This window comes from Rubellimicrobium aerolatum (assembly GCF_017872975.1).
Lineage (GTDB): Bacteria > Pseudomonadota > Alphaproteobacteria > Rhodobacterales > Rhodobacteraceae > Rubellimicrobium > Rubellimicrobium aerolatum.
Genome location: NZ_JAGGJP010000002.1, coordinates 358,252 through 383,337, shown reverse-complemented (window position 1 = coordinate 383,337; position 25,086 = coordinate 358,252). Strand labels below are relative to the sequence as shown.

The 25,086-nt window shown below is 71.7% G+C and carries 20 protein-coding genes and 2 pseudogenes; 14 read left to right on the top strand and 8 right to left on the bottom strand.

From position 1 onward, the window contains the following. Positions 1 to 21 precede the first annotated feature (21 nt). A complete protein-coding gene (locus J2Z33_RS03990) occupies positions 22 to 357 on the bottom strand; it encodes an H-NS histone family protein (RefSeq protein ID WP_209838094.1) in 336 nt (111 codons plus the stop codon). Between the two features lie 237 nt (positions 358 to 594). Here J2Z33_RS03990 and J2Z33_RS03985 point away from each other — a divergent pair, with 237 nt between their 5' ends. From J2Z33_RS03985 to J2Z33_RS03970, 4 genes and pseudogenes are all read left to right on the top strand, one after another. After that, on the top strand, positions 595 to 1,965 hold the full coding sequence (locus tag J2Z33_RS03985; protein WP_209838092.1) for a 1-acyl-sn-glycerol-3-phosphate acyltransferase: 1,371 nt from the start codon (positions 595 to 597) through the stop codon (positions 1,963 to 1,965). 81 nt (positions 1,966 to 2,046) lie between these two features. After that, a complete protein-coding gene (locus J2Z33_RS03980) occupies positions 2,047 to 3,375 on the top strand; it encodes an NAD(P)-dependent oxidoreductase (protein ID WP_209838266.1) in 1,329 nt (442 codons plus the stop codon). Between the two features lie 3 nt (positions 3,376 to 3,378). Continuing rightward, a complete protein-coding gene (gene preA / locus J2Z33_RS03975) occupies positions 3,379 to 4,683 on the top strand; it encodes an NAD-dependent dihydropyrimidine dehydrogenase subunit PreA (protein WP_209838090.1) in 1,305 nt (434 codons plus the stop codon). Positions 4,684 to 5,859: 1,176 nt separating this feature from the next. After that, positions 5,860 to 6,003 (top strand): annotated as a pseudogene (locus J2Z33_RS03970) (IS256 family transposase); the annotation flags it as partial. Between the two features lie 1,016 nt (positions 6,004 to 7,019). Here J2Z33_RS03970 and J2Z33_RS03965 read toward each other — a convergent pair. The 6 genes and pseudogenes from J2Z33_RS03965 to J2Z33_RS03940 all read right to left on the bottom strand — a co-directional run. Then, positions 7,020 to 7,396, bottom strand: a pseudogene (locus J2Z33_RS03965) (IS3 family transposase); the annotation flags it as partial. Between the two features lie 105 nt (positions 7,397 to 7,501). Next, a complete protein-coding gene (locus tag J2Z33_RS03960) occupies positions 7,502 to 7,654 on the bottom strand; it encodes a hypothetical protein (protein WP_209838088.1) in 153 nt (50 codons plus the stop codon). A 59-nt stretch (positions 7,655 to 7,713) separates the two neighbouring features. Further along, positions 7,714 to 9,189: an FGGY-family carbohydrate kinase gene (locus J2Z33_RS03955; protein WP_209838086.1), complete on the bottom strand. Its 1,476-nt coding sequence runs from the start codon at positions 9,187 to 9,189 to the stop codon at positions 7,714 to 7,716. Continuing rightward, on the bottom strand, positions 9,189 to 10,148 hold the full coding sequence (locus J2Z33_RS03950) for a transketolase family protein (protein WP_209838084.1): 960 nt from the start codon (positions 10,146 to 10,148) through the stop codon (positions 9,189 to 9,191). Before J2Z33_RS03950 ends, J2Z33_RS03955 begins: the two co-directional genes overlap by 1 nt. Then, positions 10,148 to 10,972 (bottom strand): transketolase, encoded by an 825-nt coding sequence (locus tag J2Z33_RS03945; protein ID WP_209838082.1) that lies wholly within the window; start codon positions 10,970 to 10,972, stop codon positions 10,148 to 10,150. Before J2Z33_RS03945 ends, J2Z33_RS03950 begins: the two co-directional genes overlap by 1 nt. A gap of 13 nt (positions 10,973 to 10,985) precedes the next feature. Next, positions 10,986 to 12,512 carry an L-fucose/L-arabinose isomerase family protein gene (locus tag J2Z33_RS03940; protein WP_245218520.1) on the bottom strand — a complete coding sequence of 509 codons (1,527 nt, stop codon included), beginning with the start codon at positions 12,510 to 12,512 and terminating at the stop codon, positions 10,986 to 10,988. 279 nt (positions 12,513 to 12,791) lie between these two features. Here J2Z33_RS03940 and J2Z33_RS03935 point away from each other — a divergent pair, with 279 nt between their 5' ends. The 6 genes from J2Z33_RS03935 to J2Z33_RS03910 all read left to right on the top strand — a co-directional run bounded on the left by J2Z33_RS03935 (position 12,792) and on the right by J2Z33_RS03910 (position 19,075). After that, positions 12,792 to 13,736 carry a D-ribose ABC transporter substrate-binding protein gene (locus J2Z33_RS03935; protein ID WP_209838079.1) on the top strand — a complete coding sequence of 315 codons (945 nt, stop codon included), beginning with the start codon at positions 12,792 to 12,794 and terminating at the stop codon, positions 13,734 to 13,736. A gap of 62 nt (positions 13,737 to 13,798) precedes the next feature. After that, a complete protein-coding gene (locus J2Z33_RS03930; protein ID WP_209838077.1) occupies positions 13,799 to 14,428 on the top strand; it encodes a DUF2291 family protein in 630 nt (209 codons plus the stop codon). Next, positions 14,425 to 15,954 (top strand): sugar ABC transporter ATP-binding protein, encoded by a 1,530-nt coding sequence (locus tag J2Z33_RS03925; protein WP_209838075.1) that lies wholly within the window; start codon positions 14,425 to 14,427, stop codon positions 15,952 to 15,954. Before J2Z33_RS03930 ends, J2Z33_RS03925 begins: the two co-directional genes overlap by 4 nt. Further along, positions 15,951 to 17,021, top strand: a complete 1,071-nt coding sequence (locus J2Z33_RS03920) for an ABC transporter permease (protein WP_209838073.1) — start codon at positions 15,951 to 15,953, stop codon at positions 17,019 to 17,021. Before J2Z33_RS03925 ends, J2Z33_RS03920 begins: the two co-directional genes overlap by 4 nt. A gap of 94 nt (positions 17,022 to 17,115) precedes the next feature. Continuing rightward, positions 17,116 to 17,898, top strand: coding sequence for a DeoR/GlpR family DNA-binding transcription regulator (locus J2Z33_RS03915; protein ID WP_209838071.1), 783 nt, complete (start codon positions 17,116 to 17,118; stop codon positions 17,896 to 17,898). A 160-nt stretch (positions 17,899 to 18,058) separates the two neighbouring features. Then, positions 18,059 to 19,075: a glycosyltransferase family 2 protein gene (locus J2Z33_RS03910; protein WP_209838069.1), complete on the top strand. Its 1,017-nt coding sequence runs from the start codon at positions 18,059 to 18,061 to the stop codon at positions 19,073 to 19,075. A gap of 4 nt (positions 19,076 to 19,079) precedes the next feature. Here the strand turns inward: J2Z33_RS03910 and J2Z33_RS03905 are convergent, their stop codons facing one another. Further along, complete coding sequence (locus tag J2Z33_RS03905) at positions 19,080 to 19,382, bottom strand: lipid-A-disaccharide synthase N-terminal domain-containing protein (RefSeq protein ID WP_209838067.1); 303 nt, start codon at positions 19,380 to 19,382, stop codon at positions 19,080 to 19,082. Positions 19,383 to 19,504: 122 nt separating this feature from the next. Between J2Z33_RS03905 and J2Z33_RS03900 the strand changes: the two genes are divergently transcribed. The 4 genes from J2Z33_RS03900 to rfbA all read left to right on the top strand — a co-directional run bounded on the left by J2Z33_RS03900 (position 19,505) and on the right by rfbA (position 25,086). Continuing rightward, positions 19,505 to 22,486: a PAS domain S-box protein gene (locus J2Z33_RS03900; RefSeq protein ID WP_209838065.1), complete on the top strand. Its 2,982-nt coding sequence runs from the start codon at positions 19,505 to 19,507 to the stop codon at positions 22,484 to 22,486. A gap of 102 nt (positions 22,487 to 22,588) precedes the next feature. Beyond that, complete coding sequence (gene rarD, locus J2Z33_RS03895) at positions 22,589 to 23,512, top strand: EamA family transporter RarD (protein ID WP_209838063.1); 924 nt, start codon at positions 22,589 to 22,591, stop codon at positions 23,510 to 23,512. Between the two features lie 120 nt (positions 23,513 to 23,632). Beyond that, positions 23,633 to 24,202 carry a dTDP-4-dehydrorhamnose 3,5-epimerase gene (gene rfbC, locus J2Z33_RS03890; RefSeq protein ID WP_209838060.1) on the top strand — a complete coding sequence of 190 codons (570 nt, stop codon included), beginning with the start codon at positions 23,633 to 23,635 and terminating at the stop codon, positions 24,200 to 24,202. Further along, a complete protein-coding gene (gene rfbA, locus J2Z33_RS03885) occupies positions 24,199 to 25,086 on the top strand; it encodes a glucose-1-phosphate thymidylyltransferase RfbA (RefSeq protein WP_209838057.1) in 888 nt (295 codons plus the stop codon). Before rfbC ends, rfbA begins: the two co-directional genes overlap by 4 nt.

Below are 25,086 nucleotides of genomic sequence, written 5' to 3'. Positions count from 1 at the left end.
AGGCGCCCCCGCGCGGTCCCGTCAGTCGGCCCGGAGATCCTCCAGCGGGCGGCCGGCGGCCTCGGCCTCGTGGATCCAGCGGGGGCGGCGGCCCCGGCCGGACCAGGTCTGGTCGGGGTTGTCGGGGTTGCGGTAGCGCGGCGCGCCGCCCTCCTCGGCCGGGCGGCCGCGCCGGGGCTTGGCCTGCGTCATCAGCGGCATCAGGTCGGCGAGGCTGAATCCATGGTTGCGGGCCGCCTCCTCGGCGGCGCGGAGCGCGTTGCGCTTGTCGCGGTCGCCGGCGGTGGCGATCGCCTTGTCGATGTTCGCGCGGAGCGCCACCAGCTCCCTGCGGGACATGTTCTCGTAATCGGTCATTCCTGATTCCCTCGTGTTCGGTCGAACGGGCGGCACGGGTCACGCACTTCCCTCGTTTCCCATTCATAATGAGCGCGCCGCGCGTTTCAATCATCCGCGCGAATAAAATCCGGGAAAAGCCGAATTCCGCCAAGCGGGCCGCGCGGTCGAATTCGGGCTGCGGCCCGGGGCGGGCCCGTGCGGGATTGTCGGATGGCGGGATTGATGGGCGCGGGCAAGCCTGTCATGGGTCCGGCCATGACCCGGACCGTCGAGATTCCGCTCTGGCTGCTGCTGCTGATCCTTCTGTTCGCGGGGGTCACCTTCGCGTCGCATTTCCTGTTCCCGTCGGTGCGCTGGTTCTTTCGCCGCCGGATGGAGCGGGTGGTCGGACGGCTCAACACGCGGTTGAAGCGGCCGATCGAGCCCTTCAAGCTCGCGCGGCGCTACGACATGATCCAGCGGCTGATCCACGATCCCATGGTGACGCGGGCGGTGGCCGAGGACGCGCATGGGCGCGGCATCCCCGAGAACGTGGCCTTCGAGAAGGCGCGCGACTATGCGCGCGAGATCGTGCCCGCCTTCTCGGCCACGGTGTATTTCGGCTGGGGCATCCGGCTGGCCCGCTGGCTGAGCCGGTCGCTGTATCGGATGCGGCTGTCGGACGTGGACCTGCGGGCCATCGACGGGCTGCCGCCCGACGCGGCGGTGGTGTTCGTGATGAATCACCGGTCGAACATGGACTACGTGCTGGTGACGTGGCTGGTGTCGGGCGCGGGGGCGCTGAGCTATGCCGTGGGGGAATGGGCGCGGGTCTGGCCCCTGTCGGGGGTGATCCGCATGATGGGGGCCTACTTCATCCGGCGGCGGGACCGGGGCGCGCTCTATCGGCGGGTGCTGGCGCGCTTCGTCCAGATGGCGACCGCCGGGGGGGTGACGCAGGCGATCTTTCCCGAAGGGCGGCTGAGCCTCGACGGGCGGCCGGGAGAGCCGCGTCTGGGGCTGCTGAGCTACATCGTCGAAGGGGCGCCGGACCGGACGCGGGACGTGATCTTCGTGCCCGTGGCGCTGAACTACGACCGGGTGCTGGAGGACCGCTTCCTGATCCGCGCCCATGTGACGGGGGTGCGGCGGTTCCGCCCGCCGCTGGGCGAGGTGCTGGCGGGGCTGGGGCATCACCTCTGGCTGCGGGCGACGGGGCGGTTCCGGGGCTTCGGCACCGCCAAGGTGGCGCTGGGGCCGCCGCTGTCGCTGCGCGAGTTCCTGGCCGGGGCCCCCGAGCATCCGACCGAGGCGCTGGCGGCCGAGCTGATGGCGCGGGTCAACGCCGCCATGCCGGTCGTGCCGGTGCCGCTGGTGGCGCGGCACCTGCTGGACGGGGCGGCGCGGTCCGAGGCGGCGCTGGTGGAGGCGGTGCGGGAGGACCTGGGCCACCTCGCCGGGCGGGGCGTGGACCTGCCCGGGCGCGGGCCGGAGGAGATCGTGCGGGACGCGCTGGCGCTGCTGCGCGAGCGCGGGGTGATCGCGGAGATGCCCGAGGGCGTGGCGCGGCGGGCGGAGGAGGCGGACCTGTTCGCCTATTACGCGGGCAGCATCGCTCACCTGTTCGCGACGGACGGCCCCCGCTGAATTTTTCCATTTGGTAAAATTTCGGCTCCGTGTCAGGCTCGGGCAAAACAAGCCCAGATGAAGCCGTTCAACGGGGAGCCCATGACCAACAGCCCGCAGACGCCCGGAGTCGTGCCGCACCGGCTCGACGCCGCGCGCATCGCCAGCCACTTCTCGGACGCGCAACTGCCGTTCGATCCGCACGAGGCGCGGGTCGCGGCGGATCGCTGCTACTTCTGCCACGACGCGCCCTGCGTCGCGGCCTGTCCCACGGAAATCGACATCCCGCTGTTCATCCGGCAGATCCTGACGGGGACGCCCGAGGTCGCGGCGCGGACGATCTGGGACCAGAACATCTTTGGCGGGGCCTGCGCGCGGGTCTGCCCGACCGAGCAGCTTTGCGAGGGGGCCTGCGTCCGCGAGGCCGCCGAGGGCAAGCCGGTGGAGATCGGGCGGCTGCAACGCTTCGCCACCGACGCGGGGATGGCGACGAACGCGCATCCCTACGCCCGCGCGCCGTCCACCGGGCGGCGGGTGGCGGTGGTCGGTGCGGGTCCGGCGGGGCTGGCCTGCGCGCACCGGCTCGCCATGCGTGGGCATGAGGTCGTGGTGTTCGACCGGCGGGCGAGGCCGGGCGGGCTCAATGAATATGGGATCGCGGCCTACAAGGTGGCGGGGGACTTCGCGCAGGCCGAGGTGGACTGGCTCCTGCGGATCGGCGGGATCGAGCTGCGGATGGGCGTGGAGCTGGGGCGGGACATGACGCTCTCCGACCTGCGGCGCGACTTCGACGCGGTGTTCTTGGGCGTGGGCCTGCAGGGCGTGAACGCGCTGCGCGCGCCGGGCGAGGAGAGGGGCGAGGTGCGCGACGCGGTGGAGTTCATCGCCGTGCTGCGGCAGGCGGCGGACAAGGGCGCGATCCCCATCGGGCGCAGCGTCGTGGTGATCGGCGGCGGCATGACCGCCATCGACGCCGCCGTGCAGTCCAAGGCGCTGGGGGCGGAGAACGTGACGATCGTCTACCGCCGCGACCAAGGGCAGATGAGCGCGTCGGGCTACGAGCAGGACCACGCCAAGCACGTCGGCGTCCGCATCGTTCACGAGGCCGCCCCGGTGGAGCTGCGCGGCAACGGCGCGGTGAAGGAGGTGCAGTTCGCCTACACCGAGGCCACGCCCGAGGGGCTGCGGCTGGCGGAGGCGGGCTTCCGGCTGGAGGCGGACCAGGTGTTCAAGGCCATCGGCCAGACGCTAGGCGAGCTGCCCGAGGGCGTCGGGGTGGCGGGCGGCAAGATCGACCCCCTCAGCCTGCCGCCCGGCGTCTTCATCGGCGGCGACTGCGCTCCGGGGGGCGAGGACCTGACGGTGACGGCCGCCGCGCAGGGGCGCGACGCGGCCGAGGCGATCCACGCGGCGCTGATGGGAGGGGCCTGAGCCATGGCGAACCTTGCGACCAACTTCCTCGGGATCCGGAGCCCGAACCCGTTCTGGCTGGCCTCGGCGCCGCCCACCGACAAGGAATACAACGTCCGCCGCGCCTTCGAGGCCGGCTGGGGTGGGGTGGTCTGGAAAACGCTGGGGTCCGAGGGGCCCCCCGTGGTCAACGTCAACGGGCCGCGCTACGGCGTGATCTACGGCGCGGACCGGCGGGTGATGGGGATCAACAACATCGAGCTCATCACCGACCGGCCGCTGGAGGTGAACCTCCGCGAGATCAAGTCGGTCAAGCGCGATTACCCGGACCGGGCGCTGATCATCTCCTTGATGGTGCCCTGCGACGAGGAATCGTGGAAGGACATCCTCCACCGGATCGAGGACACCGGCGCGGACGGGGTGGAGCTGAACTTCGGCTGCCCGCACGGGATGGCGGAGCGCGGCATGGGCTCCGCCGTGGGGCAGGTGCCCGAATACATCGAGATGGTGACGCGCTGGGTCAAGACGCACAGCCGGATGCCCTGCATCGTCAAGCTGACGCCCAACATCAGCGACATCCGCAAGCCCGCCGAGGCGGCCAAGCGGGGCGGGGCGGACGCGGTGAGCCTCATCAACACCATCAACTCGATCACCAGCGTCGATCTGGACGACTTCGCGCCGGAGCCCAAGATCGACGGCAAGGGCACGCACGGCGGCTATTGCGGGCCGGCGGTGAAGCCCATCGCGCTCAACATGGTGGCCGAGATCGCGCGGAGCCCCGAGACGCGGGGGCTGCCGATCAGCGGGATCGGCGGGGTGACCACCTGGCGCGACGCGGCGGAGTTCATGGCGCTGGGCGCGGGCAACGTGCAGGTCTGCACCGCCGCCATGACCTACGGGTTCAAGATCGTGCAGGAGATGATCTCGGGCCTGTCGGACTACATGGACCGGAAGGGGTTCACGTCGGTCGAGGAACTGGTGGGCCGCGCGGTGCCGAACGTCACCGACTGGCAGTTCCTGAACCTCAACTACGTCACCAAGGCGCGGATCGACCAGGACCTCTGCATCAAGTGCGGGCGCTGCTATGCGGCCTGCGAGGACACCAGCCACCAAGCGGTCGCCATGAACCCCGGACGGGTGTTCACGGTGAAGGACGAGGACTGCGTGGCCTGCAACCTCTGCGTGGACGTCTGCCCGGTGCAGGACTGCATCACCATGGTGGAGCTGCCGCGCGGGAGCGTGGACCCGCGCACGGGCCGCGTGGTCGGCGGCTACGCCAACTGGACGACGCATCCCAACAACCCGCAGGCGAAGCTCGCGGCCGAGTGAGACCCCGTCCTTGGGGCGAGGGGAGGCCGGAGCGATGCTCCGGCCCCTTGTCGTCGGGGCGGGGCACCGCGAGGGGTTGCCGTGCCATGGCTCTCCTTTCACGGTCGGCTACGGGGTGCGCGTAAGGGAGAGGCTCGCCGAAAGACCTTGCTGGTCGCTGTGCGGCGTCGGGAGAAGAGTCCCTTGCTGAGCTGCGCGAGGTAGCGTTCTCCACGGTAAACCGGAGCTCAGCGACTCCCTCGGCGTCGATGTTCGCTCCGGGTTGCGGGCGATGTCTCGTCCGTCGAGGCTGTCCAGGTGGAATGCAAGTGGGCTTCCCGGTCGGGCAGCCCTGCATACGGCGCAGCTACCTGGATGTGGCCGTCGCCTCGGGCGGATCACAGGGGCGACGACGAGGCAGGGGCGCCTGTCACTAGCATCGGCTCGGCAGGCTACGGACCTTTCGGGAGATCTGGCTGGCCCCTGATCGCGGCTCCGGAGTCGATGATGGTTCGCCGGGGCGGGGTGGGCTAGCCTCCTGGCGGGCCGGACGTGGGGCTCGGGGAGCCGGACCTGCGGAGCGGGGGGCTTCCATCTCGGGGCCGAGTGCGGGCGGATGGCGTCGCCCGCCTTCGGTGGGAACCTGGGCGTCTCGAAGCGGGGGACGGATCCCGCCATGGAGCAGGTCCTCCCTGAGCTTGGCGGTGAAGCTCTCGACGCATCCATCGTCCCAAGGGCTGCCCGGCTCGATGTCGGCGGTCCTGGCGCCCCCTGCGGCGAGCCAGCCCCGCACATTCCGAGCCATGAACGCCGGGCCGTTGGGGTGCGCCGCGCTTGGGCGTGAGCCCGGCCAAGGTCTCGAGCGGCTGGCCGAGGGGAGCGTCCGGTTCACCCGCATCGCGCGCGAACTCGTCCACGACGCAGAGCATCCGGAACCTGCGCCCGTCGCGGGTCTGGCCCTGCACGACGTCGCAGGCCCGCACATGGTCCGGCCTCTCCGGCCCGAGCCGGACAAGCGAGACGTCGTTCAGCCACAGCCGGCCCCTCTCAGGCTGTCGGCGTGGTGCCTTGAGCCCTTCGCGCCGGCCGGATCGCGCTCCACCCGCCATCCCGAGGCTCTCAGGAGGGCGGTGATGCGGCGGCCGTGGCGGCCGCACATGGTCGCAAGCTCGATGACGGCGGCCGTGGCCGTTCACCCGACTGATCGGCGCCGTGCTCCTCGATGCCAACGACGAATGGCAGCTCCAGCATCTCTACATGCAGATCGAGGGCATGGCCGAACTCGCTGCACCGCAGCTCGATGAGCTCACCGCGCCCAGGCCTACACCCCACGCCGCATGACCCGTGACCACCCAGCCCCACACCCAAGACCACACGTCATTGACGGACGCTATCGGGGCGCTTCTGGCGAAGACCCTCGACGAACACTCCTCTCATTGGCTCATTGCGTCATGGCGGCAGTTTCCCGCAGGGATGGCCAAGCTGGCTTGGGCCAAGCGGGTGGAAAGGAATGTCCGCGATTCGTTTTCGAGTTCGGCTTGTGGAATAGGCCATCTGCCCCTTCAGCGGAGCGCCGATCACGCAGATGTCAGACTGTCGCCAAGCTGCCACGGTCGTGGCGTTCGGACATCCGGCCCCGACCGAGGCGATTCGGCGCTCGTGGCCGATGGTCGAGGCCGGAGCGGAGCCCTGATTGAGCCGGTTCAGCCCAGCCCAGCGGCAGCAGTACGGGGGCCCGACGTTGTCGCTGCTCGACAGCCGCTCGTCCGCCCTCGCCGGTTCCCGGCCTCCGGTCTGCGCCGACCGCCGCGTCTCAGCCGCCCGGCCGCCGCGTCGTCCCGAACCGTGTCCCTGCGCACTCGGCCTGATCTGGTCGGCGATGCGACGCGCGGGGCGCCGCATCGGTCTGGGCATCGCAGCGCCGACGCTGGGGCTGGGAACATCTGTCCGAGGACCAATGCGGGGCGCGAAGCCGGGAGGCTGGGCCATCCAACGCTGAGCCTCGCCGTCGGGAGCGCTAGATGTCGTCGTCCTGGTCGAGAAGGCGGCGACCGGGCCATGGTGGCTATCTCGGTCCTCGGCTCGCGCCCCTTCGTGGGGCTCATGCTCTTGATGCTGCTCCTCTGCGGTGTCTTGGGCACGATCTTGGTGCTCCTGCCCGTCCTCCTGATCGAGGCGGAGGGATCACTGCGGTCCAGTCGCGGAGGCGACCTTTCCGCCTGTTCCGCTCGTGCTGGCCGCGACCTTGCCTCTCATGGATGGGCTCGTAGGGAGGACCGGGTCGCGGGTGCCCCGGTTATCGGACCACTCGTCGTGGCTGCGGGCCTGCTTCTGATGCTGTGCGTCACCGTCGCGGGAAGCTGGTGGACGAAGATGCGGGTCTCCTTGGCGGTGCAGGGCGAGCCGTTGTCGCTGAGCATCTCCACGAGTTGGGGGGCCCGGCAGCCGCCGAAGCGCGCCTCGACGGCCTCCAGCATCATGTTTCGCACCTCCGAGCCGCCGATCCCGGCGTTCGCCACAGCCCGCCAGGCGATGGCCTCGCGGTCGTGGGCGTCGATGAGGAAGGCGCCCCGGACGACCTCGCCGTTCCGAGCCAGGTGAACTCGAAGCCATCGCTGCGCCAGCGGAGATTGGAACGCATGGCGATGACCTTGCCGTCGTGGGCGAGGTCCGGCCGCTCGGTGCAGTGGCGGGCCAGCAGGAGGCTGTGCGCCTGCATGATCCGATACACCCATGCGGAGCTTCTCGGCCGCCGACCAGCGGCGGCGCCGGCCGCCATCGGTGATGATCTCAGCGTCAGACACAAGCACGTGCTTGGGGCTGACCTGAGCCTCCATGGTCATGCCCAGGTGCCCGGTCGAAACGGGGGCCAGTTCAGGCGGAAGGCGGCCACGGCGCGCACGTCAAGGACGAGCGCCACGCCGGCATCCCGGAGCCTCGCGATCACCTCGGGCAGGGTCGCGGCCTCGTAGCCGATGGTGGACAGGATCATGCCAAGGCCTCCTCCTGCGTCCCCTTGCCCGCAGGCTAGCCGTGCTTCGGGGCGGGGGATCAGGGGGCGTGGTGCAGCACCCGGTCCAAGGCCGCTCTCCAGCCCCGGTGGAGCGCCTCGCGCCGGGCGGGGTCCATGCGGGGCGTGAAGGTCGTCGTGCGGCCCTCGCCGCCCGCGACCTCGACCCCGAGGGACGCGAAGGCCAGGGTGGCGACGCCGAGCGCGCCGACCTCGGCCACCTCGCCCCGGATCACCGGGCGGTCCAGCAGGTCGGCCTGGAGCTGCATCAGAAGATCGTTCGCGGAGGCTCCGCCGTCGGCTCGGAGACTATCGAGGCGCTGTCCCAGATCCTGCTCCATGGCGGCCAGCACGTCGGCGATCTGGAGGGCGATGGCCTCGAGGGTCGCGCGCGCCACGTGGGCGGGCTGGCTGCCTAGCGTCAGCCCGGCGAGGGTGCCGCGCGCCCGGTCGTCCCAGTGCGGCGCTCCGAGGCCCGCGAGGGCGGGGACGAAGGTCACGCCCTCGGAGCCCTCGACCGTCTGGGCGAGGTCCGAGAGGGCGGCGGCGTCGGGCAGGCCGAGGAGCTGGGCCGCGAAGGCGGCGGCTTGGGCCGAGACGGTGATGTTGCCTTCGAGGGCGTGGGCCGGGCCACCCGCCCGGGTGGACCAGGCGATGGTGCCCGAGAGGCCGTGCGCCGAGGCGATCCGGCGGGGGGTGAGCGTCATCAGCGACGAGCCAGTGCCGTAGGTCGCCTTCACGATCCCCGGCGCGCGCACGCCATGGCCGTAGAGCGCGGCATGGCTGTCGCCCATCATGGCGAGGACCGGCGTGCCGGCGGGCAGGGCGGTGGCGTTCGGGGCCGTCTCGCCGAAGCGACTGTCGGAGGGGCGCGGCTCGGGCAGGGCCGCGAGGGACGCGCCGAAGAGGTCGGCCAGCTCCTCGGACCATTCGAGGCGGGCGGTGTCGAGGAGCTGGGTGCGGGAGGCGTTGGAGTGGTCGGTGGCGAAGGCAGCCCCGCCGGTGAGGTTCCAGAGGAGCCAGGAGTCCACGGTGCCGGCGCGGAGCCGGCCCCGGGCCAGCAGGTCCTTGGCGGTGGGGACGTGCCGCAGGAGCCATCCGAGCTTGGAGGCGGGGAAGAGCGGGTTGATCCCGAGGCCCGTCAGGTCCCGCGCCCGCGCGTCGTGACCCGCCACGATGAGCGCGGCGCAGGCCTCGGCGGTGCGGCGGCATTGCCACAGGATCGCAGGAGCGATCGGTCGATGCGTCTCGGCATCCCAGGCCACCAGCGTCTCGCGCTGGTTGGCAATGGCAAGGCCCGCGATGCCCTCGGCCCCGGCCTGCGCCACGATGTCGGCTACGGCCCCTTGGACGCTGTCCCAGATCGCGCCCGCATCCTGCTCGGCCCAGCCGTCGCGGGGGTAGCTCGACGCCAGCGGGCGGCTGGCGCGGGCGACCACGGCTCCGTCGGACTCGAACAGGACCGCCTTGGTGCTTGAGGTGCCCTGGTCGAGGGCGAGGATGCGGGGCGTCGCCATCACGCCCCCTTGCGAGACAAGGCCCGGCGGGCCGCTGCGACGATTCCTTCGGGCGAGAGGCCGTATTGCTCGAAGAGCCATTCGACCGAGCCGGTGGGCAGGAAGCCCGGGAAGCCCACCATCTCGATGGGAACGGGGCGGGCCTGCGCCGTCACCTCGGCGACGGCGCTGCCGAGACCGCCGAGGATGTTGGCTTCCTCCACTGTCACGATCGCGCCGGTCTCGGCGGCGGCGAGCACCGCGTCGCGATCGAGGGGGGAGATCGTCGCCATGTTCAGGACCCGCGCGCGGATGCCCTCGGCCGCGAGCCGGTCGGCGGCCTCGGCGGCGAGGTGCACGGTGGTGCCGCAGGCGATGATGGCGAGCGAGTCGCCGTCGCGCACGGTCTCGGCTTGCCCCACGCGGAAGACGCGGTTCGGGATGGCGAGGTCGGGCACCGGCATCCGGCTGATCCGCAGGAAGACGGGGCCCTCGTGTTCGGCCGCCCATTTCACCGCCTCGGCGGTTTCCCAAGAGTCCGAAGGGACGACGACGGTGAGGTTGGTCAGGGGGCGGAGCCAGGCCAGGTCCTCGATGGAGTGGTGGGTCGGCCCGAGTTCACCGTAGGCCACGCCCGAGGACTGGCCCACGAGCTTCACGTTGACATTCGAATAGGCCACGTCGGCCTTCACCTGCTCGAGCGAGCGCCCCGTCAGGAACGGCGAGGCGGCCGAGACGAAGGGCACCTTGCCGCCGTTGGCGAGGCCCGCGCCGACGCCGACCATGGTCTGCTCGGCGATGCCGACGTTGATGAGGCGCTGGGGATACTTCTTCTGGAAGCCGCCAAGCTTCGAGGAGCCTACGGAGTCGTTGACGACGGCCACGATGCGCGGATCGGCGGCGGCCAGATCCTCGATGGTGCGGGCCCAGGCTTCGCGGCAGTCGTGGAGGCCGGTCTGGACGGGTGCGGCTTGGGCCATCACGCGAGCTCCTTCATCGCTTGGTCGAACTGGGCGGCGTTGGGCACGCCGTGGTGCCAGGAGGCCTTGTTCTCCATGAACGAGACGCCCTTGCCCTTGACGGTGCTGGCGATCACGCAGAGCGGCCGGGTCCGGTCGCCCACGGGCGAGCCGAGAACCTTCAGGAGGGCGGCGTGGTCGTGGCCGTCCACCTCCTCGACGTGCCAGCCGAAGGCGCGGAACTTGTCGTCGAGCGGGTCGAGGCCGTTGGTCTCCTCGGTCCCGGCGCCCTGCTGGAGGCGGTTGCGGTCCACGATCAGCGTGAGGTGGGCGAGCCGGCGGTGGCCGGCGGTCATCGCCGCCTCCCAGTTGGAGCCCTCCTGAAGCTCGCCGTCCCCCGTCAGGACGAAGGTGCGGAAGCCCGCGCCGTCGATCTGGCCCGCGATGGCGATGCCGACCGCCACGGGGAAGCCGTGGCCGAGCGGGCCGGTGTTGGTCTCGATGCCGGGGAGGTAATTGCGGTTGGGATGCCCGTTCAGGAGCGAGCGGGGCCGCATGTAGGTGTCGAGCCAGTCCTCGGGGAAGAACCCGGCCGCCGCGAGCGCGGTGTAGATGGCGCCCGTCGCGTGGCCCTTGGACATGATGAAGCGGTCGCGGCTCGGGTCGTCGGGCCGCGACGGGTCGTGGCGCATCGCGCCGAAGTAGAGCGTGGCCAGCACGTCGATGGCCGAGAAGTCGCCGCCCGGATGGCCGAGCTGCGCCTCGAACACCATGCGGAAGGCGCGGCGGCGCATCCAGAGCGCCTTCTCGCGGATCAGGGGGAGCGGGTCGTTGGGCAGGGACATCGGGCGGGGTCCTTCAGAAGCGGCGGGGCGGGGGGACGAGCATCGGCGCGGGCGGAGTGTCGTGGTCGTGGAGCGGCCAGCCGAGGTAGCGGGTGACGGCCTCGTTCACGACGGCGGCGTGGTGGCCGCGCACCATGGCGACGTGATGCTCGAAGCCGTTCTGGGTCACGAAGCGCATCAGGTCGCGCAGGCGCGGGACGCGGCAGACGGCGATGCCGCCGTCCATCGGATAGGGGTCGTCGGTGAACTCGCCCTGCCCGAGATAGGCCTTGAGCGTGCCGGCGCGGTCGTCCGAGCTGAGGCGGAAGTAGGTCATCGGGCCGGCCTTGACCTTGCCCTTGACGGCGCCGAAGCACTTGGAGCGCCCGATGGTCTCGCCCAGCACGTCCAGCTCGCCGATCTCGGGGGTGTCGCCGATGAACCGCTTGGGGAAGTTGCCGCAATGGGTGGCCACGCACATGTCGGGCTCGCGGCCGAAGTTGTTGTTCCAGTCGAGGATCGCGGGCGGGGCCCCGGAGGCGAGCGCGAGGGCATACATCGACAGCGCGCCCATGATGTCCACCTCGCAGGCCGAGGGCATCAGCTCCTCGCCCAGCATCGACATGGTCACGCAGGTGGCGCAGCCGAAGTTGTCCTGCAAGCTGCGCCAGCACTGGATGGCCGAGGCGTCGCAGCCGTTCTCCACGATCCAGCGGTCCACGGTCAGGGACCATTTGGCCTGCCGCAGGATCTGGTCGGGCGTGATATGGGCGGGGATGCGGCCATAGGCGCGGATCCGCCCGATCTTGGCGAGGAGGGCGGGATCGGTGTCGGGCAGGCGGCCGGCGGCGCCCATCAGCTCGGACAGGTCGGCGGTGACCACGGTGATGCCGGAGGCCTGGAGGAGCTTTTCCGAGTAGCGCATGGTCTGGAAGGCGCCGGTGCGCGCGCCGATGGCGCCGAGGCGGGCGCCCCGGAGCCCCCGCACGGTGCGGCAGGTGCGGGCGAAGCGGTCGAGGTCGGCCGCGAACTCGGGCCCGCCGGCATCGACCGTGTGGAACGTCGTCTCGGTGAAGGGGACGGCGTATTGCCAGAAGTTGTTCGAGACGCTGATCTTGCCGCAGAAGGCGTCGCGCCGTTCGGCGACGGACACCTTGTCGTTGTCGTCGTTGCTGGCCTGGAGCAGGATCGGGACGTTCAGCCGCGACCGGCTCACCAGCTCGGCGACGGCGATCTCGTCGCCGAAGTTGGGCAGGCAGATCACGAGGCCGTCGATGTCGTCGCGGTGCCGCTTGAAGAAGTCGGCGTAGAGCTGCGCGTCGGGGATCGACTGGACCGCGCCGTTGTGCGTGGCCTCGAAGGGCAGGGTCAGGGCGCGGATGCCCAAGCGGTCGAGCTGGGCCAGCACCTCCTCGCGCGCCTGCCGGCAGGGGGCGGCGTTGAAGAAGGCGCGCGAGCCGATCACCACGCCGAGCGTCACGGCGCGGCGGACGAGGGGGGTCACGGGGACGGAGCCCGCCTCCTGGGTCGTGACATCCTCTCCGATGACGGTCAGCGTCATGTTCGCATCCTCCCTGCTGGCTCGACTTTCGATCGCTTGCATTTGTTTTCGTTTAGCGGGCCCGACTTGGACGCGCAAGACAAAGATGCCTGACGGAAGTTAACGGCGTCTGACAGGAACGAGCGTTGCGTGGTCCCGTCGAATTTGCTTGATGGTGGCGCTAACAGCGCGATTCGGTGAGATGCTCGGCAAACGAAAGCAATTGACAAGCCAACCGCTTTCGTTCTCTTTTGCTCTTGGAGGAAGCCCGTTGGTGGGCAAGGGAAAGGGAGGACAGACATGAACATCAGCCGTCGCGCGGTGCTGGGCGCGCTGGCCGTGGGGGCGACGGGGGTCGTTCCCGCCTGGGCGCAGGATTCGAAGGGCCTCATCGTCATCATCACGCCGAGCCACGACAACCCGTTCTTCAAGGCCGAGGCCGACGGCGCGGACGCCCGCGCCCGGGAGCTGGGCTACGCGACGCTGGTCCTCGTCCACGACGACGACCCGAACAAGCAGTCGGAGCTGTTCGACACCGCCATCGCGCAGGGCGCGAAGGCGATCATCCTCGACAATGCCGGGGCCGACGCCTCGGTCGCGCCGATCCAGCGGGCCAAGGACGCGGGCATCCCGAGCTTCCTGATCGACCGGGAGATCACCCAGTCGGGCGTGGCCGTCAGCCAGATCGTGTCGAACAACTACCAGGGCGCGCAGCTTGGCGCGGAGGAGTTCGTGCGGCTCATGGGCGAGGCGGGCGACTACGCCGAGCTGGTGGGCAAGGAGTCGGACACCAACGCGGGCATCCGATCCTCGGGCTACCACGACATCATCGACCAGTATCCCGACATGACCATGGTCGCCCAGCAGACCGCCAACTGGTCGCAGACCGAGGCCTACACGGTGATGGAGTCGATCCTCCAGGCCAACCCGGGGATCAAGGGCGTCATCTCGGGCAACGACACGATGGCGATGGGGGCCTGGGCGGCGCTGGAGGCGGCGGGGCGGACCGATGTCGTCGTGGTGGGCTTCGACGGGTCGAACGACGTGCGCGATTCGATCCTCGCGGGGGGAATCAAGGCGACGGTGCTCCAGCCGGCCTTTGCCCAGGCGCAGATGGCGGTGGACCAGGCGGACAGGTTCCTGACCGACGGCTCGACGGGGCTGGAGGAGAAGCAGCTCATGGACTGCATCCTCGTCACGGCCGACAACGCCGACCAGCTCGAGACCTTCGCGCTGGCGTCCTGAGGGCGTTCGGGCGGCCCGCGCGGCCGGGCCGCCCCTTTTCCTCTGTTCCAAGGGGGTTCGCGATGACCCGCGCCCTTCTCGCCGGCCTCCTGGCCGCGTCCGTCCTGTGCGGCTGCAAGATCGTCCAGAAGGCCCCCGGGGCCGGGGCCGGGGCCGCCGCGCCCGCCGACATGGTGGGGCAGGTGGTGGCGGACACCTACGAGGCCCGGCTCCTGCCGCACGTGGCGCAGGGGGCGGTGGACGCGCGGGAGCTGACGGCCGCCATCGGGCAGGGGCTCGACGCGGCGGGCGAGGCGCTCGGCGCGCGGGCGGCGGGAGGCGGGGCCTGGAACTTCCTCGCCAAGGGCGAGGGGACGGTGGTCGGCGCGGACCGGGAGTCGCGGGCGGCGGTGCTGGAGGTGGACCTCGACGGCGACCGGGCGGCGGACCTCCAGATCCAGCTCGGGCCGGTGGTCAAGGGGACGGCGCTGCGCGACGCCTCGCCCTTCTACGTCTTCACCGACTTCAAGGACCAGATCGAGTTCGCGGCGCTGGCGCGGGCGCTGAACGCGCGGGCGACCGAGGCGCTGGCGCTGCCCGAGGGCGACCTCCTGGGCAAGCGCGTCGCCTTCGAGGGCGCCTTCGCGCTGCGGTCGGGGTCGGACCCGATCCAGGTCGTGCCGACGCGGCTGGCGCTGGAGGACGCGCCGTGAGCGGGCCTCCGATCGGCCTGTCCATCCGGGGCGGGACCAAGGTCTATCCGGGGACGCGGGCGCTGAAGGCGGTGGACTTCGACCTGCGGATGGGCGCGGTGAACGTGCTGGTGGGCGAGAACGGCGCGGGCAAGTCCACGCTGATGAAGGTCATCGCCGGCGTGGAGGAGCTGACCGAGGGCCGGATGGAGATGGAGGGGCGGCCGGTCCGGTTCCGCTCCACCGGCGAGGCGGAGCGGCACGGCATCGGGATCGTCTTCCAGGAGCTGAACCTGTTCCCGGACATGACCGTCGCGGACAACATCTTCATCGCGCACGAGCGGACCCGCGCGGGCATCGACATCGACCGCCCCGCGCAGGCCGCGGCGGTGCGCGCCGTGATGCGGCGGCTGGAGCGCGACATCGACCCCGACGCGCTGGTGGGCGAGCTGAGCATCGGCCAGCAGCAGATCGTGGAGATCGCCAAGAGCCTCGCCAAGGACGCGCGCATCCTGATCCTCGACGAGCCCACCTCGGCGCTGTCGGCCGCCGAGGTCGAGGGGCTGTTCAAGGTGATCGCGGACCTCAAGGCCAGCGGCGTGGGGATCGTCTACATCTCGCACCGGCTCGACGAGCTGATCCGGGTCGGCGACTACATCACCGTGCTGCGGGACGGGGTCGTCACGGGCGCGCGGTCGATGGAGGGGGTGGACGTGCCCTGGATCGTGCGGAACATGATCGGCGACGCCTCGAAGGACTTCCCGCGCGAGGGGCCGGCCCGGTTCGGGCCGGAGGTGCTGCGGGCCGAGGAGGTGAGCCTGCCGCGCCAGGGCGGCGGCTGGCTGGTGGACCGCGTGTCGCTGTCGCTGCGCGAGGGGGAGATCCTGGGCATCTACGGCCTGATGGGCGCGGGGCGGACCGAGTTCCTGGACTGCATCATGGGCCGGCATCCCCATGCCACGGGCCGCGTCCTCGTGGGGGGCGAGCCGCTGGCGGGCGACGTGGCGGGCCGCATCCGGCGCGGCGTGGCGCTGATCCCCGAGGACCGCAAGCGCGACGGGCTGATCGGGACCATGGCGATCCGCGAGAATCTCACGCTGTCGTCGCTGCGGGACTTCGCGCGGCTTGGGCGGCTCGACCTGCGGGCCGAGGCGCGGGCGGCGCTGGACTACGCGAAGCGGCTCGCCATCAAGGCGGCGTCGGTCGAGAACCCGGTGTTCAGCCTGTCGGGCGGCAACCAGCAGAAGGTGGTGATCGGCAAGGCGCTGATGACCCGTCCGAAGGTGCTCCTCATGGACGAGCCGTCGCGCGGCATCGACGTGGGCGCCAAGGCCGAGGTGTTCCGGGTGATGCGCCACCTCGCGGGGGAGGGGCTCGGGATCGTCTTCGTGACCTCGGACCTCGACGAGGTGCTGTCGCTGTCGGACCGCATCGCCGTGATGGCCGACGGCCGCGTCACCGCCATCCTCGACGCCGCCGAGGCTGACGCGGCCAAGGTGGCCTCGGCCGCCGCCCCTGCCACATCCCGACTGGAGGACGCCGCATGACCGCCGCCCCCGCTTCCCTCCCCACCCGCCCGGGCGCCGGCTCGGGTTCGACGCTCCTGCTGCTCCTGCGGCTGCGGACCTTCGTCGCGCTCATCCTGGTGTTCGGCTTCTTCGCCTTCGCCGCGCCGAACTTCCTGTCGGCGGCGAACATGGTCATCATGTCCAAGCACGTGGCGCTGAACGCCTTCCTGGCGATCGGCATGACGTTCGTCATCATCACCGGCGGGATCGACCTGTCGGTGGGCTCCATCGTCGGGCTCTGCGGGATGGTGGCGGGCTGGCTGGTGCTGAACGGGCTGGACCTGGGCCAAGCCTGGACGATCCAGTTCAACATGGTGGAGATCTGCCTGATCGTCATCGCCATCGGGGTGGGCGTGGGCGTCGTCAACGGGCTCCTGATCACGCAGCTCAACGTGGCGCCCTTCATCGCGACGCTGGGGACGCTCTATGTCGCGCGGGGGGCGGCGCTGCTGTCATCGGACGGCAAGACCTTCCCGAACCTCAACGGCAACCCGGACTATGGGTCGGACACGTTCCGGGTGCTCGGGGCGGGGAGCTGGCTCGGCATCCCGGTGTCGATCTGGCTCCTGGTCGTGGTGGCGCTGGCGGCGGCCTATGTCGCGCGGCGCACGCCGCTGGGGCGGCACATCTACGCGGTGGGCGGCAACGAGCGGGGGGCGGCGCTTTCGGGCGTCAAGGTCAACCGCGTCAAGATGGCCGTCTACATGTTCTCGGGCTTCTGCGCGGCGCTGGTGGGGCTCATCATCGCCTCGCAGCTCCAGGCCGCGCATCCGGCGACGGGGGAGACCTTCGAGCTCAACGCCATCGCGGCGGCGGTGCTGGGGGGAACCTCGATGTCGGGGGGCCGGGGCCGGATCGGCGGGACCATCGTCGGGGCCTTCGTCATCGGCATCCTGTCGGACGGGCTGGTGATGATGGGGGTCTCGTCCTTCTGGCAGACGGTCATCAAGGGCCTCGTCATCATCGCGGCCGTGGTGGTGGACCAGGCGCAGAGCCGCATCCAGGCGCGCGTGGTGCTCCAGCAGCAGGCGGCGCTGGGGCGCTGAGGGGGATCGGCTTGCTCCCTCCTCCGTTTGCAGCATAACTCGGGAGGCAGAGACGATGGGGGCCCCGTTGGACGCCAAGCCGAGCGAGTTCAGGATGGAGGTCCAGCCGGGCCTTCTGTCGGAGCCGCGGCGCCGGCGCATCCTCGAATGGCTCCAGGAGGAGGGGAGCGCGCGGGTGCGCGACCTCGCCGCCGCCTTCCAGGTGTCCGAGGCGACGATCCGCCAGGACCTGGAGCGGCTGGAGGCCGAGGGGCAGATCACCCGCGAGCACGGGGGGGCCTACCTCAACACGGTGCCGCAGCAGGTCAATGCCCTGACGCTCCAGCACAGCGAGAACATGGACAAGAAGCGCCGCATCGGGGCGTTCGCGGCGAGCCTCGTGCAGGACGGGGAGACGCTGATCCTCGACGCCGGGACCACGACGACCGAGGTGGCGAGCCGGCTGGTGCCGCGCCATGGGCTGACCGTCATCACCAACGCCCTCAACATCGCGGTGATCCTGGGGGCGGTGCCGGGGAACACGATCCACATGCCCGGCGGGCAGTTCAAGCCGCCGACGCTGTCGCTGTCGGGCGATGCGTCGGTGGATTACTTCCGCAGCATCTTCGCGGGAAAGCTGTTCCTGGCCACCGCCGGCGTCGATCTGGAGGCGGGGCTCACCTACCCGAGCTTCGCCGACCTCCAGCTCAAGCAGGCGATGATCCGGGCGGCGGCGCGGGTCTATCTGGTGGCGGATTCGACCAAGATCGGCCGGTCGTCCTTCACGCGGCTGTCCGCGCTGGACGTGGTGCACGCCTTCGTCACCGACGACGGCATCCCGGACCGGGAGGCCAAGGCCTTCGAGGCGCGGGGCATCGAGGTGCTGATCGCGCGGTGACGCGCCCCGACGCGCCCAGACGCGCCCAGACGGGGCGCCGGGCCGCCGGCCGCCGTGACATTTTCGTGGCGGGCGCGCCACCGGGAACGGGCCGGGCCCTGCCCCCGGCGGCGAAGGGTGCTATCGTCGTGGACCGCAGTCCCGCCCAGGAGCCCCGCCGATGCCCCTCGAAGCCCCGCTCGCCGATCCTCTCGCCCGCGACCTGGCGGCCGAGCCGGTGGACGGCGTGTCGGTGGTGGTGCCGATCCACAACGAGGAGGAGAACCTGCCCCGGCTCCACGAGGAGCTGACGGCGGCGCTGGCGCGGGTGGGCAAGCCCTACGAGATCATCCTGGTGGACGACGGCTCGCGCGATGGCAGCGCGCGGCTCATGGAGGGGATCGCGGCGCGGGACGGGCGGGTGAAGCTCGTGCTGCTGCGGCGCAACTACGGGCAGACCTCGGCGCTGCGGGCGGGGATGGACCGGGCGCGGTTCGGGGCGATCGTGACCATCGACGGCGACCTCCAGAACGACCCGGCGGACATCCCGGCGATGGTGGCCAGGCTGGAGGAGGGCCACGACCTCGTGGCGGGCTGGCGGCGGGACCGGCAGGACGCGCGGTTGACCCGGAAGCTGCCCTCGCGGCTCGCCAACGGGCTGATCCGGCGGGTGACGGGGGTGCCGATCCGGGACCTTGGCTGCACGCTCAAGGTCATCCGGCGCGAGTTCCTGTCGGAGCTGGAGCTGTATGGCGACATGCACCGGTTCGTGTCGATCCTGATGGTGCAGCGCGGGGCGCGCTGGACCGAGATGCCGACGAGCCATCGGCCCCGCGTGGCGGGGGTGACGAAGTATGGGCTGTGGCGGACGGTGGTGGTGCTGCTGGACCTCATCACGCTGAAATACCTGCTCGACTACTCGGCCCATCCGATGCGGCTCTTCGGGGGGCTCGGGCTCCTGGCGCTGGGGGTCAGCATCCTGGCTTTGCTGGGCGCGGTGGGGATGAAGCTGGCGGGCGGGGTGGACATGTCGGGGAACCCGCTGCTGCTGCTGACGGTGCTGTCGGGGCTGTCGGCGTTGCAGCTCTTTTCCCTGGGCCTCCTCAGCGAGGTGCTGGTCCGCATCTACTACGGCCGGCAGGAGGCGCGGACGCACTACTCGGTGCGGCGGACGGCGAACCTCGGGGACGAGGGGTGAGGGCTCAGGCCCGGCGGCGCGCGGCCTTGCGGATCAGCGCGAGGTTGCGGAGGTAGACGACGAGGCCGAGCCCCTGGCCCAGCACGAAGACCGGGTCCATGCGATAGAGCGCGTAGGCCAGCATCAGCGCGCCCCCGGTGATCGACAGCCACCAGAAGCCCACGGGCACGACCGATTCGCCCGCCTTCTCGGACCGCCACCATTGCAGGACGAAGCGCCCGCCGAAGAGAACCTGGGCGAGGAAGCCGACCAGGACCCAGGCGAGCTCGGTCCCGCTCTCGACGTGGAAGAGGGCCAGGAGGTCCATGCGCGTCCCCTTTGCTGCGGCGCCTTCCCCTCTGCCCCGCGCGGGGCGCGGCGTCCAGAGCGCCCGGCGGCCTTGCGGAACCCCGCCCGCTCGGCTTTGTTGCGGTTCCGGGGAGGGTCGGCATGGAAACGCGGATCGGCGACGCGGCGGGCGAGCTGGAGGCCCTGCGGCGCGAGGCGGCGGTCCTGCGGGCCGAGAACGCCCGGCTGCGCGAGGCCTCCGACGGCGCCGCCCGGGGCGCGGCCGACCGGATGCCGGCGCTGGCGCGGGCGGCGCGGGCCATCGTCGGCGCCCCGGACCTGCCGGCGACGCTCCAGGCGATCACGGACGCCGCGCGGGAGATCGTCGGCGCGCACCAGTCGGTGTGCAGCCTCACGCGCGGGCCCGACTGGTCGCAGGCGATCACCGCCGTCTCCCTGTCGGACCGCTATGCGCGCTGGGCCGGCTACGAGAGCGCGCCGGACGGGTCGGGCGTCTATGCCTGGGTCTGCGAGGGGAACCTCACCGTCCGCATGACCCAGGCCGAGCTGGAGGCGCATCCCCGCTGGCGCGGCTTCGGCCCCGAGGCCGCCCGGCACCCGCCGATGCGCGGCTGGCTCGCGACGGCGCTGGTGGGGCGGGACGGGCGGAACCTCGGGCTGGTCCAGCTCTCGGACCGGCTGGAGGGGGAGTTCGACGGGACCGACGAGGCGATCCTCGTGCAGCTCGCGCAGCTCGCCGCCTCGGCGGTCGAGAAGGCGGAGGCCGAGGCGCGGCTGCGGGCGGAGGAGGAGCGCCTGCGGCTGCTGGCGGACGCCCTGCCCATGCTGATGTCGCTGGTGGACCGGGAGGGCCGCTACCGCTTCGTGAACCGGGCCTACGAGGACTGGTTCGGCCGCGCGCGCGACGACGTGCTGGGCCGGACCATGGAGGAGGTGCTGGGCGCGGAGGCCTTCGGGCTGCGCCGCCACCATGCCGAGGCCGCCCTGCGGGGCGAGGCGCGGCGCTTCGAGGCGGCGACGCCGCGCGCCGACGGCGGCGGGGAGGAGACCGAGGTCCATTACCTGCCGCGCCGGGCCGCCGACGGGGCCTGGGACGGCTTCTATGTGCTGGTGGCCGACATATCCGAGCGGAAGGCGGCCGAGCGGGCGCTGCGGGAGGCGCGGGAGGCGGCGGAGCGGGACGCCACGCGGACGGCGGCGATCCTGGGGCAGTTGGCCGAGGGCGTGGTCGTCACCGACACCGGGGGACGCATCGCCTTCGTCAACGAGGCCGCCGCGCGCATCCACGGGGTGGCGCGGCTGGGCGTCGGGCCGGAGGACTACAGCGCAACCTACCGGCTCTTCACCGAGGACGGCGCGCCCTATCCCGGCGAGGAGCTGCCGCTGGCGCGGGCCGCGCTGCGGGGCGAGGCGGCGGAGGAGGCGCGCTGGCGCATCCGCCGCCCCGACGGGCGGGAGGTGCGGGCGGTGGGGTCGGCCCGGCCGATCCGGCTGCCGGACGGGACGCGGATCGGCGCGGTGCTGACCCTGCGCGACGACACCGCCCGCGCCGGCGCCGAGGAGGAGCTGCGGCGGCTGAACCGCGACCTGGAGGCCGAGGTGGCGCAGCGCACCGCCGAGCGGGACCGGATCTGGCAGAACTCCAACGAGCTGATGGCGGTGTTCGGCCTCGACGGGACGCGGCGGGCGATCAACCCGGCCTGGGCGCGGACGCTGGGCCACGACGAGGAGACGCTGCGGCGGACGCCCTTCCTCGATCTCACCCGGCCCGAGGACCGGCCGCGCCTGCTGCGGGCGCTGGCGCGGCTGCGGCGGGGCCAGCGGATCGCCGACCTCGAGAACCGCCTGCGCCACGCCGACGGGAGCTGGCGCACGGTGTCCTGGACGGGCGTGCCGGGGGACGGGGTGTTCCACGCCATCGGCCGCGACGTGACCGGGCAGCGGCAGGCCGAGGAGCAGCTCCGGCAAGCGCAGAAGATGGAGGCGGTGGGGCAGCTCACCGGCGGCATCGCCCACGACTTCAACAACCTCCTGGCCGGGATCGTGGGATCGCTGGACCTGCTGGGCACGCGGCTGCGGCAGGGGCGGACGGACGGGCTCGGGCGCTACGTGGAGGCGGCGATGGGCTCGGCGCAGCGGGCGGCGGCGCTGACCCACCGGCTGCTGGCCTTCGCGCGCCGCCAGCCGCTCGATCCCCGGCCCGTGGACGCCAACGCCCTGTTGTCGGGCATGGAGGACCTGCTGCGCCGCACCTTGGGCCCGGCGATCGCGCTGGAGCTGGACCGCGCCGAGGGGCTGTGGCGGACGCTCTGCGATCCGGTGCAACTGGAGAGCGCGCTCCTCAATCTTTGCATCAATGCGCGGGACGCCATGCCCGGGGGCGGGCGGCTGCGGGTGGGGACGCGCAACGTCCTCCTTGGGGAAGGCGAGGGGGATGCCGGTCCCGGTGCCTTCGTGGCGGTCGAGGTCGCCGACACCGGCCTGGGCATGGCGCCCGAGGTGGTGGCGCGGGCCTTCGAGCCCTTCTTCACCACCAAGCCGCTTGGCCAGGGGAGCGGGCTTGGCCTGTCGATGGTCTACGGCTTCGCCCGGCAGTCCGAAGGCCTGGTCCGGGTGGAGTCGCAGGAAGGGCGGGGCACGACGGTCACGCTGCTGCTGCCGCGCATCCAGGACGCGGCGGAGCGGGGCGGGGCGCCGCCGGGCGGGATGGAGCCGGGCGGGGTGGAGATGCGGGGGCCCGAGATCCCCGCCGCCCGGCGCGGCGGCACCGCCCTGGTCGTGGATGACGAGCCGGTGGTGCGCGCCCTGGTGGCCGAGGTCCTGCGCGAGCGGGACTTCGCGGTGCTGGAGGCCGGCGACGGCCCGGCGGCGCTGGAGCTGCTCGGGCCGGGGCGGCGCTTCGACCTGCTGGTGACGGACCTCGGGCTGCCGGGACTCGACGGCCGGCAGCTCGCCGACCGGGCGCGGGAGGGGCGGCCGGACCTGAAGGTGCTGTTCATCACCGGCTATGCCGAGGGGGCGATCCGGGCCGGGGGGTTCCTGCGGCCCGGCATGGCGATGCTGACCAAGCCCTTCGCCGTCGAGGCGCTGGCCGCCAAGGTCCGCGAACTGCTGGAGCGCTAGCGGCCCCTTGCCCCGGTCCCGTCCCGGCGGCGCGTCCGGGGTGGCCCCCGGCGGGGCGTTGCGCTACCGGCTGCGGGCGCGGCATCCGGGGGAGGGTCGGTCATGGACGGCAACGGGGACGGCAACGGGGACGGCAACGGCGACAGCCTGAAGGGCATCGTGCTGGCGACCACGGTCTACGTGCTCTGGGGCTTCCTGCCGCTGTTCATGAAGGCGCTGGCCCATGTGCCCCCGTCCGAGGTGATCGTCCATCGCGTGATCTGGTCCATCCCCATCGCCGGTGCGGTGATCTGGGCGACGGGCCGGACGGAGGACCTGCGGCGCGCGCTGCGCTCGCCCCGGATGCTGGGCATGGCCGTGGCGACGGCGACGCTGATCTCGGTCAACTGGGGGATCTACGTGTGGTCCATCGGCGCGGGGCACGCGCTCGACGCGGCGCTGGGCTACTACATCAACCCGCTGTTCAGCGTGCTCTTGGGCGCGGCGCTGCTGCGCGAGCGGCTGGCCCCCGCGCAATGGGCGGCCATCGCCCTGGCCGCCGCCGGGGTCGCGGTGCTGACCTGGGAGACGGGGCGGCTGCCGATGGTGGCACTGGGGCTCACGCTCACCTGGGGGATCTACGCCTTCCTCAAGAAGCGGCTGCCGGTGGGCCCGAACCAGGGCTTCCTGCTGGAGGTGCTGATCCTCCTCGCGCCCGCGCTGGCCTACCTGGGCTGGCTGGTGGCGACGGGGCGGAGCCATTTCCTCTCGGGGGATACCGCGACGACCTGGCTGCTGCTGGCCTGCGGGCCGGTGACGGCGGTGCCGCTGATCCTGTATGCCAACGGCGCGAAGCTCCTGCGGCTCTCGACCATCGGCATCCTGCAATACATCGCGCCGACGATGATCGCGCTGACGGCGGTGCTGCTGTTCGGAGAGGAGTTCGGCCGCGCCCGGATGATCGCCTTCCCGATGATCTGGGCGGCGCTGGCGGTCTACACGGCCTCGCTGCTGCGGCAGGCGCGGCGGCCCGTCGCCGCCGGCTGAGGCGCGGCGGCCCGGGCGACGATGCGTTTCCGCGCCGCGGCGAGCCGGGGGCCGAAAAGCCCGTGACGCTGCCGGGTCGCCTTGGTAGAGCCGGGGCGACTGGCAAGGAACGAGGCGACGGTGCAGATCGAAGATACGGCCCTATCCGGGGTCAAGGTCCTGATCCCGCGGCGGTTCGGGGACGCGCGGGGCTGGTTCATGGAGTCCTGGAACCGCGAGGTCCTGCGGGCGCAGGGGATCGACCTCGACTTCGTGCAGGACAACCATTCCCTGAGCGCGGCCGCCGGCACGGTCCGGGGGCTCCATTATCAGCGCCCGCCGCGCGCGCAGGACAAGCTCGTGCGCGTGATCGCCGGGGCGATCCTCGACGTGGCGGTGGACGCGCGGAAGGGCTCGCCGACCTACGGGAAGTGGGTCGCGGAGGAGTTGACGGCTGTCAACTCCCGCCAACTCCTCATTCCGGTGGGGTTCCTGCACGGCTTCGTCACGCTGACGCCCGACACGCAGGTCGCCTACAAGTGCACGGACACCTACGCGCCCGACTGCGACGGCGGGGTGGCCTGGGACGACCCGACGCTGGGGATCGACTGGGGCATCGGGGCCGACAAGGCGGTGCTGTCGGACAAGGACCGCGCCGCGCCGCGCTTCGCGGAATGGGACAGCCCCTTCACCTGGGACGGAACGAAATGACGAATCGCAAGGGCATCATCCTCGCGGGCGGGTCGGGCACCCGGCTGTATCCGATCACCATCGGGCTCTCCAAGCAGCTCCTGCCGGTCTACGACAAGCCGATGATCTACTATCCGCTGTCGGTGCTGATGCTGGCCGGCATCCGGGAGATCGCGCTGATCACCACCCCCGCCGACCAGGACCAGTTCAGGCGGACGCTGGGCGACGGCGCGCAGTGGGGCCTGTCGCTCACCTACATCGCCCAGCCCTCGCCGGACGGGCTCGCGCAGGCCTATCTGCTGGCTGAGGACTTCCTGGCCGGCTCCCCCTCGGCGATGGTGCTGGGGGACAACATCTTCTTCGGCCACGGCCTGCCCGACCTGATGGCCGAGGCCGACCGCCAGCCCCAGGGCGGGACCGTCTTCGGCTACCACGTCGCCGACCCGGAGCGCTACGGGGTGGTGGCCTTCGGCGCCGACGGTCAGGCGAGCGCCATCATCGAGAAGCCCGAGGTGCCGCCGTCGAACTACGCCGTGACCGGGCTCTACTTCCTCGACGGCACGGCCTCCGAGCGGGCGCGGGGCGTCCAGCCCTCGGCCCGGGGGGAGCTGGAGATCACCACGCTGCTGGAGACCTACCTCCACGAGGGGCGGCTGTCGGTGAAGACCATGGGCCGGGGCTATGCGTGGCTCGACACCGGGACCCATGCCTCGCTGCTGGACGCGGGGAACTTCGTCCGCACGCTGGAGGAGCGGCAGGGGCTCCAGACCGGCAGCCCGGACGAGATCGCGTGGCGGCAGGGCTGGATCGGCCGCGAGGCGCTGCTGGATCGGGCCAGGCTGTTCGGGAAGAACGCCTATGGGCGCTACCTGCGTGCGATGGCGGAGGAGGGGGGGGCGGCCTGA